At 72.6% G+C, this 12,980-nt stretch carries 15 protein-coding genes; 7 read left to right on the plus strand and 8 right to left on the minus strand.

Annotation, left to right across the window (positions count from 1 at the left end):
* Positions 1 to 45 precede the first annotated feature (45 nt).
* Positions 46 to 465 carry a hypothetical protein gene (locus ON36_RS09645; protein WP_218001183.1) on the minus strand — a complete coding sequence of 140 codons (420 nt, stop codon included), beginning with the start codon at positions 463 to 465 and terminating at the stop codon, positions 46 to 48.
* A 234-nt stretch (positions 466 to 699) separates the two neighbouring features.
* On the opposite strand from ON36_RS09645, the gene ON36_RS09650 reads away from it, so the two are divergent.
* A complete protein-coding gene (locus ON36_RS09650) occupies positions 700 to 1,011 on the plus strand; it encodes a hypothetical protein (RefSeq protein ID WP_043650586.1) in 312 nt (103 codons plus the stop codon).
* On the opposite strand, the gene ON36_RS34175 is transcribed toward ON36_RS09650, so the two are convergent.
* Positions 1,012 to 1,728 (minus strand): hypothetical protein, encoded by a 717-nt coding sequence (locus tag ON36_RS34175; protein WP_043650588.1) that lies wholly within the window; start codon positions 1,726 to 1,728, stop codon positions 1,012 to 1,014.
* Positions 1,729 to 1,826: 98 nt separating this feature from the next.
* The gene (locus ON36_RS34645) at positions 1,827 to 2,081 is read right to left on the minus strand and encodes a hypothetical protein (protein WP_157224828.1); all 255 of its coding nucleotides are present in this window, start codon (positions 2,079 to 2,081) and stop codon (positions 1,827 to 1,829) included.
* 464 nt (positions 2,082 to 2,545) lie between these two features.
* On the opposite strand from ON36_RS34645, the gene pheS reads away from it, so the two are divergent.
* From pheS to ON36_RS09670, 3 genes are all read left to right on the plus strand, one after another.
* Positions 2,546 to 3,607, plus strand: coding sequence for a phenylalanine--tRNA ligase subunit alpha (gene pheS / locus ON36_RS09660; RefSeq protein ID WP_043650589.1), 1,062 nt, complete (start codon positions 2,546 to 2,548; stop codon positions 3,605 to 3,607).
* Positions 3,608 to 3,641: 34 nt separating this feature from the next.
* The gene (gene pheT / locus ON36_RS09665) at positions 3,642 to 6,143 is read left to right on the plus strand and encodes a phenylalanine--tRNA ligase subunit beta (RefSeq protein ID WP_043650590.1); all 2,502 of its coding nucleotides are present in this window, start codon (positions 3,642 to 3,644) and stop codon (positions 6,141 to 6,143) included.
* A gap of 108 nt (positions 6,144 to 6,251) precedes the next feature.
* On the plus strand, positions 6,252 to 6,575 hold the full coding sequence (locus tag ON36_RS09670) for a hypothetical protein (RefSeq protein WP_043650592.1): 324 nt from the start codon (positions 6,252 to 6,254) through the stop codon (positions 6,573 to 6,575).
* Positions 6,576 to 6,618: 43 nt separating this feature from the next.
* On the opposite strand, the gene ON36_RS09675 is transcribed toward ON36_RS09670, so the two are convergent.
* The 3 genes from ON36_RS09675 to ON36_RS34650 all read right to left on the minus strand — a co-directional run bounded on the left by ON36_RS09675 (position 6,619) and on the right by ON36_RS34650 (position 8,802).
* Positions 6,619 to 7,524 (minus strand): ribonuclease Z, encoded by a 906-nt coding sequence (locus tag ON36_RS09675; protein ID WP_043650595.1) that lies wholly within the window; start codon positions 7,522 to 7,524, stop codon positions 6,619 to 6,621.
* Between the two features lie 63 nt (positions 7,525 to 7,587).
* Positions 7,588 to 8,208 carry a DUF1345 domain-containing protein gene (locus ON36_RS09680; RefSeq protein ID WP_043650596.1) on the minus strand — a complete coding sequence of 207 codons (621 nt, stop codon included), beginning with the start codon at positions 8,206 to 8,208 and terminating at the stop codon, positions 7,588 to 7,590.
* A 159-nt stretch (positions 8,209 to 8,367) separates the two neighbouring features.
* Positions 8,368 to 8,802 (minus strand): hypothetical protein, encoded by a 435-nt coding sequence (locus ON36_RS34650; protein WP_157224829.1) that lies wholly within the window; start codon positions 8,800 to 8,802, stop codon positions 8,368 to 8,370.
* A gap of 70 nt (positions 8,803 to 8,872) precedes the next feature.
* On the opposite strand from ON36_RS34650, the gene ON36_RS09685 reads away from it, so the two are divergent.
* Together ON36_RS09685 and ON36_RS09690 are read left to right on the plus strand one after the other, a co-directional pair.
* The gene (locus tag ON36_RS09685; protein WP_169334689.1) at positions 8,873 to 9,571 is read left to right on the plus strand and encodes an EF-hand domain-containing protein; all 699 of its coding nucleotides are present in this window, start codon (positions 8,873 to 8,875) and stop codon (positions 9,569 to 9,571) included.
* A gap of 72 nt (positions 9,572 to 9,643) precedes the next feature.
* Positions 9,644 to 10,414, plus strand: coding sequence for a hypothetical protein (locus ON36_RS09690; protein WP_043650597.1), 771 nt, complete (start codon positions 9,644 to 9,646; stop codon positions 10,412 to 10,414).
* A 229-nt stretch (positions 10,415 to 10,643) separates the two neighbouring features.
* Here ON36_RS09690 and ON36_RS09695 read toward each other — a convergent pair whose 3' ends face one another.
* Complete coding sequence (locus tag ON36_RS09695; protein ID WP_043650605.1) at positions 10,644 to 11,606, minus strand: quinone oxidoreductase family protein; 963 nt, start codon at positions 11,604 to 11,606, stop codon at positions 10,644 to 10,646.
* A gap of 102 nt (positions 11,607 to 11,708) precedes the next feature.
* Here ON36_RS09695 and ON36_RS09700 point away from each other — a divergent pair, with 102 nt between their 5' ends.
* Positions 11,709 to 12,293, plus strand: a complete 585-nt coding sequence (locus ON36_RS09700) for a TetR/AcrR family transcriptional regulator (RefSeq protein ID WP_043650598.1) — start codon at positions 11,709 to 11,711, stop codon at positions 12,291 to 12,293.
* Between the two features lie 61 nt (positions 12,294 to 12,354).
* On the opposite strand, the gene ON36_RS09705 is transcribed toward ON36_RS09700, so the two are convergent.
* Positions 12,355 to 12,980, minus strand: a 626-nt coding sequence (locus tag ON36_RS09705; RefSeq protein WP_043650599.1) for a thioesterase domain-containing protein, incomplete at its 5' end; no start/stop codon positions are given.

Below are 12,980 nucleotides of genomic sequence, written 5' to 3' on the forward strand. Positions count from 1 at the left end.
GACCGCCGCGGTCCGCCCGCCGCCGCGGCGGGCGGGCCGCGCGCGTCAGCCCGGCGCGCGCTGCGGCAGCGCGACGATCTGCTGCGGGTCGTCGTAGAGGATCGTGCCGGGATCGTCGGTATCCAGCCGCTCCCAGGCGATCTCGTGCCGGTCCAGGATCCGCAGGAACCCGCCGACCCGGTCGAGCACCGGCAGGGCGCCGGACTTGAACCAGGCGGCGGCGCCGGGATGCCGGTCCCGGTCGTAGACGCGCCGGTCGATCTCGTACGGATTCACCAGGTGCTCGCGGAACCAGGCGTTGCCGGTACGGCGGAACCGCTCCTGGGTCTCGGTCAGCAGGCCCGCGGCCGACAGGCCGTCGACCAGCGCGAACACGCCGGGGAACCGGCCGTGCCGGTCGGGCACGGCGGCCTGGAACCGGACGTAGAGCCGGCGCACCGGTGGTTCGCTGCGGCGGTGGGTCACGGTCTGGTCCTGTCGTCGGGGCGGCACGCGGGAAGGGCTCGTAGGGTTGGACGGCCGCCGCGCCGTTTCGGTTCCCGCGCCGCTACCGCCACCGATTTCGGTGCACAGGTGGTCGAACCCGCGTCGGCCCTGGATTCCGGCCCGATAGCGGCCTATGCTCGGTGAATCAAGGGTGATCGGAACCGATGGTGGCATGTGAGCGAACGAGCGTGCACCGACTCGAGGGGTGAAGCTGTGAACGCGAACTGGTGGGTCGGGTCGATGGTGTCGTTCGCGCGGTCGCTGCCCGACACGGCGGCCCGCCGCGCCGCCGACCTGGAGGCCGCCGCGGAACTGGGGCGCGAGGTCCGCGCCACGGTGGTCCACCACGCCGACCGGATCCGCTGGGTCACCGGGGCCGCCTGGGGCGATGTCCTGTGGGAGGCGCAGGCCGCGGTGGTCGAGTCGGTCGAGCTGCTCGACGCGGCACTGCGCGCGCGAGCGGACCGGGACGCCGACGTTCGCGTCCCCGAGGACCACGACGTGTGGCGCCGCGCGGCCGGGTGATCAGAACATCTCCGTCGGACCGGTCGGCTGCGCGATGAGCTGCAGGTAGGCCGTGTCGAGCGGCACGTCGACCGCGTACCAGGCCGCCGGACGGTCGTCGTCGCGCGGGCACCACGCCGTCGCGACGCACAACCGGGCCACCTCCTCGCGCGCGAGGCCGGGCAGATGCCAGGCGATGCCGACCGGATCCCGGTACCGCACACCGTATTCCGCGTAGCCGCCGTCGGCGCCCTCGGCCAGCAGATCGGCCCAGTCGGCCGGCATCAGGCGCCCGTCCTCGGCCTGGAGGGCGAGCAGTTCCGCGTCCGGGCCGCCGATCGCCACCATGAACCGGTCGTTCTCGGCGCTGGCGGCGGCGAGGCACTCCCCGGGATCCGGGCCGCCGAACGCGTCCGCCGGAATGTCGGTGAGCTCGGCCGCGATCACCAGTCCCGGCCGCCCCTCGCCCGCCTGCACCTGCCAGATCGCCGCCCACATCGGGACCGCCGCGCCGCCGTCCCAGGCGGGGATCTCCACCCGCCCCAGCAGCAGATCGATCGTCGAGCGCCGATGCTGCCACCGGTACAGGTACGACCCGTTGGCCAAGCGCCACACCGCGTCCGGCGTCACCGCCAGGTCGACCTCGGCCAGCGAGATCGAGAAACGGACCTGCCCGAGCGGTGTGTCGACCACCGGAGGATGCGGGTCGGCCCGGGCCAGATCGTCGGTGCGGATCATGGGGTCATCATCCAGGTCGCTCCGTCGGCGATCGCGCGCGGCCACCTCCCACCGGATCGAGCGCCGTTCGGGCGGGCGCGGTTCGGGGGCGAAGTCGCTCAGGCGAGCTCGTCCGGCGAGATCCCGTCGTGGCCCGGCGTTCCTCCCTCGGGTCCGCGACGGCCGCGTGTCACGAGCGCCGAGCGGCAGTGCCCGGCGTGCCGGGGCCGGGAGCGGCCCGCGCCCGCCCGCACGTGCAGCCCGAGCAGGCGCAGCCCGGCGCCGGGGGCGGTCCGGCGAACTCGTGGTCCCGCGGGCGGCACGGCGACGCGATCGGTGGGTTCCGGTTGGGGGAGGCGCTGCTGTTCGGGCATCTGGAACCGTCCTTCTCGTCGGGCGAGGCGATCTGCGAGTCCGAGCTGTTGCAGGGTTGGACGGCCCAGCGCCCGCCACGGTTCCCTGTTTCCCGGTGGGATCTGCGAAGGCCGGTTCGCAAGCTTCGCCACGGCCCGACCTGGGGCGACACCTCCATGACCGATAGGTCCGCGGCCCGAATCCCGCCGCTTCCGCGCCCGCCGAACTTCCGGCGCCGTTCGGCGTCGACCTGGAAACCGGTTGCCTGCCCACCTACGGGGTCAGCTGACCGCCGTGGTCCCCGCAGGCGCGGGAATCAGCGCCCGACCTGTGGCGACACGCCCAGGACCGGGGGAGGGGCGCGCCGGGGTAATCCGGATGAACCGCCGTCGGGCCATCCCATAGGATTTATGCACAGCACGTCCGGCGGGCGCGCACCGACGCGCGTCCGTGAACCGATCCCCAGGGGAGAGTCGAGAAGATCGTGGCCGACGACAACAGTGGAGTCGAGCAGAGCGCCTTGCTGAGCGAAGAGGCACTGGCCGCCGCCGCGGCAGAGGCCGAGAAGGCGTTTGCGGCGGCCGCGGATCTGGACGCCCTCGCGGTGGCCAAGACCGAGTACATCGGCGGCAAGTCGCCGATCGCGCTGGCCCAGCGGGCGATGGGCGCGCTGCCCAAGGCGGAGAAGGCCGACGCGGGCAAGCGCGTCAACGTGGCCCGCACCCGCGTGTCGGAGGCGTTCGAGGCCCGCCGGGTCGCCCTGCTCGCCGAGCGCGACGCCGCCGTGCTCGTCGCGGAGAAGATCGACGTCACCCTGCCCGCGCGCAGGCAGCCCGAGGGCGCCCGCCACCCGATCACCGTGATCTCCGAGCAGATCGCCGACGTGTTCGTCGGCATGGGCTGGGAGGTCGCCGAGGGTCCCGAGGTCGAGACCGAGCACTTCAACTTCGACGCGCTCAACTTCCTGCCCGACCATCCGGCCCGCACCATGCAGGACACCTTCCACATCGCCCCGGAGGGCTCGCGCCAGGTCCTGCGCACCCACACCTCCCCGGTGCAGGTGCGCTCCATGCTGACCCGCGAGCTGCCCATCTACGTCGTGTGCCCGGGCCGGACCTTCCGCACCGACGAGCTCGACGCCACCCACACCCCGGTGTTCTCCCAGGTCGAGGGGCTGGCCATCGACAAGGGCCTGACCATGGCGCACCTGCGCGGCACCCTGGACGCGTTCGCCCGCGCCCTGTTCGGTCCCGACACCCGCACGCGGATGCGCCCGAACTACTTCCCCTTCACCGAACCCTCCGCCGAGGTCGACGTCTGGTTCCCGGACAAGAAGGGCGGCGCGGGCTGGGTCGAGTGGGGCGGCTGCGGCATGGTCAACCCGAAGGTGCTCATCGCCTCCGGCATCGATCCCGAGGTCTACAGCGGATTCGCCTTCGGCATGGGCCTCGAGCGCACGCTCCAGTTCCGCAACGGCATCCCGGACATGCGCGACATCGTCGAGGGCGACGTGCGCTTCACCCTGCCGTTCGGCATCCGGTCCTGACCGCCACCTTCGAGTCGAGAGAGCGAAACGTCAAGTGCGAGTAGCGCAGTCCTGGCTGACCGAGATCATCCAGCGCACCACCCCCGACTGGTCGGTGACGCCCGAGGAACTCGACGCAGGCTTCGTCCGCGTCGGTCTGGAGGTCGAGGAGGTCGACCGCCTGACCCCGATCGGCGGCAGCGTCGACAAGCCGCTGGTGGTGGGCAGGGTCCTCGAGATCACCGAGCTGACCGAGTTCAAGAAGCCGATCCGCTTCTGCAAGGTCGACGTCGGCAACCCCGAACCGCAGGAGATCGTCTGCGGCGCGCGGAACTTCGCCGTCGGCGACCTGGTCGTGGTCGTGCTGCCCGGTGGTGTCCTGCCCGGCGGATTCGAGATCTCCTCGCGCAAGACCTACGGTCACGTCTCGAACGGCATGATCTGCTCGGTCGCCGAACTCGGTATCGGCAAGGACCACAACGGCATCCTGGTGCTCGAGCCCGGTTCGGCCGAGCCCGGCGAGGACGCCAACGAGCTGCTCGGCACCGACGACACGATCATCGAGCTCAACATCACCCCCGACCGCGGCTACTGCTTCTCGGTGCGCGGCCTCGCCCGCGAACTGGCCTGCGGCTTCGACCTCGAATACGCCGATCCGGCCGTGCGCACCCTGCCCGCCGCCGAGACCGAGGCGTGGCCGGTCCGCGTCGACTCCGATTCCGGCTGCACGCGTTTCGGGGTGCGCAAGGTGACCGGGATCGACCCGAAGGCGGTCAGCCCCTGGTGGCTGCAGCGTCGGCTCATGCTCTCGGGCGTGCGGCCGATCTCCCCGGCCGTCGACGTCACCAACTACGTGATGCTCGAACTCGGCCAGCCGCTGCACGCGTTCGACGCCGCGAAGGTCAACGGCGGCCTGGTCGTCCGTTCGGCCCACACCGGCGAGACCCTGCGCACCCTCGACGACACCGAGCGCGTGCTCGACGGTGAGGACGTGGTCATCGCCGACGAGACCGGCGTCATCTCCCTGGCCGGCGTCATGGGCGGCGCGAGCACCGAGGTCGGCGACGACACCACCGAGGTCCTGCTCGAGGCCGCCACGTGGAACCCGCTGCGCGTCTACCGCACGGCCCGCCGCCACAAGCTGCACTCCGAGGCGGGCAAGCGCTACGAGCGCGTGGTCGACCCGGAGATCAACGTCGCCGCGCTCGACCGGGCCGCGACGCTGCTCGCCGAGATCACCGGCGGCACCATCGAACCCGCCCTCACCGACGTCCGTGTCGCCCTCCCGGCCACCGAGGCCATCCGCATGGACATCGACCTGCCCGACCGCGTCGCCGGCGTCACCTACCCGGCGGGCACCGCCGTGCGGCGGCTGTCGCAGATCGGCGCCGCCGTGGAGGTCGCCGTCAGCGACGAGGGCCACCCGCAGCTGCTGGTCACCCCGCCGAGCTGGCGTCCCGACCTGGCCCAGCCCGCCGACCTGGTGGAGGAGGTGCTGCGCCTCGAGGGCCTCGAACAGATCCCGTCCGTGCTGCCCAGCGCCCCGGCGGGCCGCGGGCTGACCGCCGAGCAGAAGCGCCGCCGCGCGGTGAGCCGCGCGCTGGCCTTCGCGGGCGCCGTCGAGGTGCCTGCCCCGGTGTTCCTGCCCGCCGGCGTGTTCGACGTCTGGGGCCTGGACGCCGACGACCCGCGCCGCAACACCACCACGGTGCTCAACCCGCTCGACGCCGACCGGCCCGAGCTGGCCACCACGCTGCTGCCCGGGCTGCTCGAGGTGGCCGCCCGCAACATCTCCCGTGGCGCCCGCGACCTGGCCGTCTACGGCATCGCGCAGGTCGTGTTGCCCGGTGCCGGCACCCGCGCGGTCGACGCCCTCCCGGTCGACCGCCGCCCGACCGACGAGCAGATCGCCGAGCTGAACGACTCCCTGCCCGCCCAGCCCGTGCACGTCGGCGCGGTGCTGTCGGGCAGGCGCGAGCCGCGCGGCCCGTGGGGTCCCGGCCGCGCCGTCGAGGCCGCCGACGCCTTCGCGCTGGTGGACGCGGTGGCCGACGCCGCCGGTGTCACCATCGAACGCCGCGCCGGTGCCCACCTGCCCTGGCACCCGGGCCGCTGCGCCGAACTCGTCGTCGACGGCACCGTGGTCGGCCACGCGGGCGAGCTGCATCCGGCCGTCCTCGAGCGTGCCGGCCTGCCGCCGCGCACCTGCGCCCTCGAACTGGACCTGGACGCGCTGCCGCTGACCGAGGCCCGCCCGGTCCCGGTGGTCTCGCCGTTCCCGGCCGTGCTGCAGGACGTCTCGGTCACCGTCGCCGAGTCCGTCCCCGCCGCCCAGGTCGAGTCGGCACTGCGCACCGGCGGCGGCGACCTGCTCGAGGACATCGCGCTCTTCGACGTCTACGCGGGCGCCCAGGCAGGGGAGGGCCGCAAGTCCCTCACCTACGCCCTCCGCTTCCGCGCCCCCGACCGCACCCTCACCGAGGACGAGGCCAGCGCCGCCCGCGACGCGGCCGTCGCCTCGGCCGCCTCGGCGGTGGGCGCCGAACTGCGCGGATAGGCCCCGCACCGCATCGGATTCCGAGGGCCGCCCGTTCACCGACGGGCGGCCCTCGGCCCTTCCCGGCGGTGGCGCCGCCGGGTCGCGCTGCCTGGCACACTGGCTCGGATGAGCGGTCACGCGGAATCCCGGACGGCGGATCGGGGCGGGTTCGTCAGCGGCGGGGCGAAGGATCGCGCGGCGACCGACCCGCACGTCACCGACGCGCGCGCCGCGGCCGAGGAATTCGTCCGCCGGTCGGCGGTCGGGGCCGTCTCCTCGGACATCGCCGAGCCGGCCGTGCTGAATCTCGCCGCGGCCGCGCTGCTCGCGGCGGGTCTCGCCGACGACGTCGGGTTGCTGTCGGCGCCGTGTCTCGTGGTGAAGGCGCCCGTCCGGGACCGGTCGACCGGGGTGGCGGGCACGGCGGCCGCGCCGGTGCGTGAGAGGTGACGGGATCGGCCGTCGTGCGGGCTGTCGCCGTGTCGTGGCGGGGTCAGCGGGCCGGGCGGACCCGGGGGTCACGTCTCGCCGGCAACGGGATGCGGTCCAGGTCGCCGGCCAGGATCGCGTTCTCGAACCCCGCCTGTTCCAGGAACAGCGGGTCGTCGGCTTCGCGGTAGCGTTCCGAGAAATGGGTCAGGACCAGGGTCGTCACGCCGCAGGCGCGGGCGACCTCGCCGGCCTGGCGGGCGGTGAGGTGGCCGCGTTCGGCGGCCTGGTCGGTCTCGGTGTCGAGGAAGGTCGACTCGATGACGAGCATGTCGACGCCGTCGGCGAGGGTGAAGACGTTGTCGCACAGGCGGGTGTCCATGACGAAGGCGACCTTCTGGCCAGGCCTGGGGACGGTGCATTCGGCGAGGAGGTCGCCGGAGAGCTCGCGCACGGCGGCGCCGGTGATGCCGTGGGCGCGGAGCTTGTCGGGCAGGTAGGTGCGGCCGTCGGGTTCGGCCAGGCGGTAGCCGTAGGTGGGAATGCTGTGGGACAGCGGCAGCGCGGTGAGGGTGAAGCGGTCGCCGAGCAGGGTTTCGCCGTCGCCGTGCACGGGGTGCTCCACGAGGGAGGGCTGATCGTAGTAGCTGGTGGCGAAACGCAACCGCTCCCAGTACCGCGCGCCCGCGGCGGGGAACACCGCGTGCACGTCGTGCGGGACGCCGTCGCGGCCGAGGCGCTGCACGATGCCCGGCACGCCGAGGGAGTGGTCGCCGTGGAAATGGGTGACGCAGAGCCAGCGTAGTTCGGTCGCCGACGCGCCCGCCAGCGACATCTGGCGCTGGATGCCCTCCCCGGGGTCGAACAGGATTCCGTGGCCGTCCCAGCGCAGCAGGTACCCGTTGTGGTTGCGGCGGCGGGTCGGCACGGCACCTGCCGTGCCGAGCACGAGGAGTTCCCGAGTCGACATCGGACCATCCTCGCCGGTCGGGGCGGGTCGTGTCAGCCCGGTTTCGCGGTGTTCTCAGTGTTCTCAGTGACCGCCGGTGACGACGCCGACCGCGACACCGATGACGGCGGCGTTGTAGAAGAAGCCGATGATCGCGTGCACCAGGACCTGGGCGCGGACGCCGCGGGTGTGCGTCTCCACATCGGAGACCGCGAAGGAGACCCCGATGGTGAAGGCGAAGTAGGCGAAGTCGAGCAGGTTGGGGCGCGGGGTGTCGGGGAACGACAGCGTCTCGGTGGGCAGGCGACGGTAGTAGGTGCGCGCGTACTGCTCGGCGTAGCCGAGGTGCAGCAGGAACCACGCGAGCAGGGCGGCCGCGGCGGCGACCAGTTTGGTGAACACGCCGAAGTCCTCGTCGACCTGGTCGGCCACGATCGCGATCACCGCGACCAGCCCGACCGCGCTGGTCAGCAGCGTCACCGCCAGCGCCGTCCAGCTGTCGGGGATCTGGTCGAGCCACTGCGCCGGGTCGTCGGCGTGGCGTCCGCGCAGCAGGCGGAACGCCCAGGTCGCGACGTACACCCCGGCCAGGACGTCCCAGACGAGCAGCCAGCCGCTCGGGTCGCCTACCCAGAGCACCGCCGCGCCCACCAGCACGAGCCCGAGTTCGAGCACCCGGCTGACCACCACGTTCGCCCGGCTCATGCGCGCCTCCTCGACGGTCCGGTCCGGGCGGGCGAAGCCACCCGACCGCGAGCGTAGGGGTGGCGCGCGCCGACGGGAACCGGACGCGCCCAGTCGCGCACGGGCGCGCGAGTCGGGTCGCCGCGGCCGGGCGCGGCGCGGCGTCGATGAGCGATGCGTTCAGCGGCGATTCGGCTGCAGCGGCACCCAGCCGACAAGAGACATCAGCATCGGAGCGACCACGGTGGTGTAGAGGAGCGCTCGGCCGAGTGGATCGATGAAATCGGCACTGATCCACCGGGTCGTCAGGCCGAGCACCACGGCGAAGACGATGGCTGCCGCAACCATTTGTCGAACCGGCCAGCGCCTTCGCGCCGGTGCCGACGCACCCGATACATGTGCGAGGGCTGTCGCGATCAGAAACAGCCCAGCTGTTGCCATAGTGATCAGGCCGATCACCCGCCATCCCGTGTGATCGTTCCAGCCGCCGCCGGCCACCATTTCCACGACGGTAGCCAGATACAGGCCGACCAAGACCGCCGCGGCCATCTTCCACAGCTTCGACAACCTGTTCTCTATCCCACTGGAGCCGGCCACTGCCGACTGTTCTGTCACCAGTACACGGTCCCACAAGGACCGCGCCGGTGCCGGTCGAGCCGCAGGGGGCCGAGAAACCATGATGCCGGTGAGCATCACCAGCGGTGTGGCGCCGGCTGAAGCTCCGCGGCGGCGCGCCACTCGGCCACCGACTGAACTCCCGACATCCGGCGGCGGCGATTCGGGCGCCTTTGTCCTATTGGTGTGCAAGGATTTTCGCGCACGACGCTGTCTATCGGATCAAGAATCGATGAGCAGGGGGTATGTGATGACAATTCCAGAGGATGCGCTGGCTTCCGACCTCGACGCCGATGACGGCACGGCGTGGCGTCGTTCGGACGGGGACTATCTGTTCGTCGCCTGTGACAGTGACTCCGACGGCTTGATCTCGGCGGCCGATCTGCTGCGCACGGTCACCAGCTGGGGACTGACCCTCGGCGAGGCCGAGGCCGCGGAATTCGTCGCGGCGGGTGACACCGACGGCGACGGGCTGATCTCGCTGACGGAGTTCGACGCCGTGCGCGCCCGAGTGCGGGTCGAGGACGGCAACAGCGCGGTCGAGGATGCCTTCTACGCTCTCGACACCGACGGTGATCAGGCCGTCTCGGTCGAAGAGCTGACCGCGATCGCGTCCCGGCTCGGCGAGTTCTACACCACCGGGCAGGCCCGGGACCTGATCGCGCCGTTCGATGTCGACGGCGACGGCAAGCTGGCCCTCGACGAGTTCGTGACGCTGTTCACGTGCCTCGTGGGTGAGCTCGAGCCCGATGCGGAAGCCGCCGCGTGACTGTGCGCGATCAGCGCCGCCCTTGCGAGCCGCTCGACCATCGAACGCACCTTTGCCAGGAAAGGATCTGAGATGTTGTCGCAACAGACCCTCCGCACGATCAACGCCGCCGCCACCTTGTCGACCGCTCTCGCCGGTAGCGCGCCGGCCGCTCGGCTCGAGGTGATCACGACACCTGACGTGATCGCTCATGTGCCCGAGATCCAGAAGCTGAAGCGCCTGCTGAACGTCGATTCCACTGTCTGGCAGCTGGTCTCCAGTGACAGCACGACCCCCCAGGTGAGACGGTGGGCGAGCCTGGGCGCCACCTTCGATGACCGCTACCACGAGACCCACGGTGAACTGGGTGGCGAGTCGCGGCAGTATGCCTGCTACCGATTCACGGCCGGGCCGACGGCCGTGCTGGTGGCCACCACGCGGCCGGGCCAGTGGCTGCTGTTCTCCGGCGACGGCGGCCGGACATTCTTCTGGGTGGATCACGTCCCGACGCCGCCGACGACCGAGAACATCGACGGCAGGCCGTGGTACGAGATCGAGCGCGAGAAGCGTAACAAGATCGTCGACGCGCGCCCCGCGACCGGCGAGCTGAGCGGCTATGCCGCCCTGTGCGAACACTTCGTCGGTTCCGGGGAGATGAAGTTCAGCGAGTGGAGCTGGTACGGCGGCAAGAAGCTGCCGATCAGTAAGGATCCGGCCACACAGATACGCGGTACCTGGGATTCCATCCTCGGCGCGACCGGCCGCGGTGGTTATCGACGAAGCTCATGGGGCGCCGACACCACCTGGTATCTGGTCGAGGGCACCGGTCACTACATAAAAGAAGGCTGGTTCCGCTGGCTGTAGGGCCGAGCGTGGTGCCGTGAACCCGGAGTCGTGAGTCCGCTCCGGGGCTCACGGGGCGATGTCTTGTCCGCCCTACCCGTCCGGGTTGAGCAGCTGCGGGCGGTGCCCGTGGTCGGGCCGGACCGTGGCCGTATACCCGCACGCCCGGACCGGTACCGCGTCGCTCGGCATCCCGACCCTACCGCGCGGAAGCGGCCCGAATCCCGCACGGCCGCAACGCCCGCGGCTGCTACGGCCGCAGCAGTACCGCTCCCAGCGGGGCACGCTGTTCGAGCAGCCGGTGTGCGCGGCCGGCCTGCGCGAGCGGCAGTACCGTGTCGACCACGGGCGTGAGGGTGCCCTCGGCGGCCGCGGCCAGGGCGGGGGCGCGGTGGCGGGTGACGTCGGCCAGCCAGGCCGGGCCCGCGCAGCCGGTGAAGGAGATGCCGCGCAGCAGGAATTCGCTCACCGCGGCCCGCGCGGGCGCGCCCGAGAGCCAGCCGTAGGACAGCACGCGGCCGGTGCGCGGGGTGACCAGGTCGAGCAGGGGCGAGAGCGAGTCGCCGCCGATCGCGTCGAACACCACGTCGAGGGTGGCGCCGCCGAGGACCTCGCGGACCCGCTCGGGCCACCCGGGGTCGGCGTGGTCGATCACGTCCGCCGCGCCCGCCCGGCGGGCCTGCTCCCGCTTGGCCGGTCCGCCCGCGGTCGCCACGACCCGCAGGCCGCGCCGGGCGCACAGCTGGGTCAGCGCGTGGCCGACGCCGGTGGCCGCGGCCTGGATCAGGACCGTCGCGGGCGCCGTGAGGCCCGCGGTCGCGGCGAGGGTCAGCGCCACCGAGCCGGGCATCAGGGCCGCGGCGGCGGTGTCGGTGTCGAGGCCGTCGGGGATCGGGGTGACGGACTGCGCCTCGGCGACCACGAATTCCGCGTAGCCGCCTGCGCCCGCGGTCGCGGCGACGACGCGCACGCCGCGCAGGGCGGGGTCCACCCCGTCGCCGACCTCGGTGACCGTGCCCGCCGCGAGGAAACCGAACACCGTCTCGGGTTCGGCGCCGGGGAATTCGCCCGAGCGCAGCTTCGTCTCCGGGTACAGCACCGGCACCGCCTCGGCCCGGACGACGACCTGCCCCGCTCCGGCGCGCGGTCGGGCGACCTCCCGCGCCACCAGCACCTCCGGCGCGCCGACCGTGGTCATTACGATTGCTTGCACGAGTACCACCTCGAATAGAAGTTGACTGACGGTCCACTTATCGTCGCCCCGACGATATGGACCGCCGGTCAACTTGTCAACGGTGCCGAGAGAGCGAGTGTGATGACCAGCCGGACACCCCGTCTGCGGGCCGACGCGGCGCGCAACCGCGCGGCGATCCTGGAGGCGACCGCGGCCCTGCTCGCCGAATCGGGCGCGGACGCGGTGAGCATGGAGCGCGTCGCCGCGGCGGCCGGGGTCGGCAAGGGCACGGTCTTCCACCATTTCGGCAGCCGGGCGGGCCTGCTCTACGAGCTGATCGCCGAGGGCGCGCTGACCCTGCGCGACGCGGTCGCCGACGGCCCGCCGCCGCTGGGCCCCGGCGCCCCGGCGACCGAGCGGCTACCGGCCTTCGTCGACGCCATGCTCGATCTGGTGACCGACAACGTCGAACTGGTCGCGGCCTACAGCGCCATGCCGCCGCACCCCGACAGCGAGGAGTTCCACGCCTTCTGGGCGGCGCATCTGACCGCCCTGCTCCGCGAGGCACGCCCGGACCTCGACGCTGACACCATGGCCGCGCTGCTGCTGTCGACCATCGGCGGCTCGCTGACCCAGCAGATGGCCAGGGCGGGCCGCACCGACCGGGTGCGGGCCAGCCTGCGCGCACTGGTGGACGCCCTGCTGGCCGACGCGAAGCCGGACTGACCGAACGGCCGCTCGCGCACCGTGTTCCGCGCGACCGCGCCGGCGGTGGGCCCTAGGGGGCCTACAGGTGCGCGCGGAGCACCCGCGCGATCTCCCGGAGGGCCTCGTCCTCGGTCATCCGCCAGTGGGTCGCGTCGACCGGGTGCGGCCGGACGGCGCCGGTGACGGCCGCCTCCCAGGTCGCGGCGTTGGCGTGCCCGTGCGGGTCGTCCCGCGCCGCGGTGAAGAACAGCAGGTCGCCGTCGAAGCGGGCGGGCCGGTAGGCGGCGTCCAGCGCGGCCGAGGTCACCGCCGCCTCGACCATGCGCTCGACGCGGCCGAGGTCGAGCGCGGCCAGGGGCGCCGACGACGCGCACAGCACCCGGGCGAGTTCGTGGGGGTCGGTCGCGGCGTCGCCGAGGTCGGGGGCGGCGCCCTCGGCGAAACCACCCAGCAGATCCGCCGGGAGGACCGGCGCGCCCGCCCGCGCCGGTGCGTCCGGCGCGGCCGAGGTGAGGCGGCTGTCGAGCATGGCCAGCAGCGCGACCTCCTCGCCGTCCTGCCGCAGCCGCACCGCCATGGCGTGGGCCAGGACGCCGCCCAGCGACCAGCCGAGCAGGTGATACGGGCCCTCGGGCTGGACCTCGCGGATCTGCTTCACGTAGCGGCGCGCCCACGCCTCGATCGAATCCGGCAGCGGTTCGGCCG

Source organism: Nocardia thailandica NBRC 100428, from assembly GCF_000308795.1.
Classification (GTDB): Bacteria; Actinomycetota; Actinomycetes; order Mycobacteriales; family Mycobacteriaceae; genus Nocardia; species Nocardia thailandica.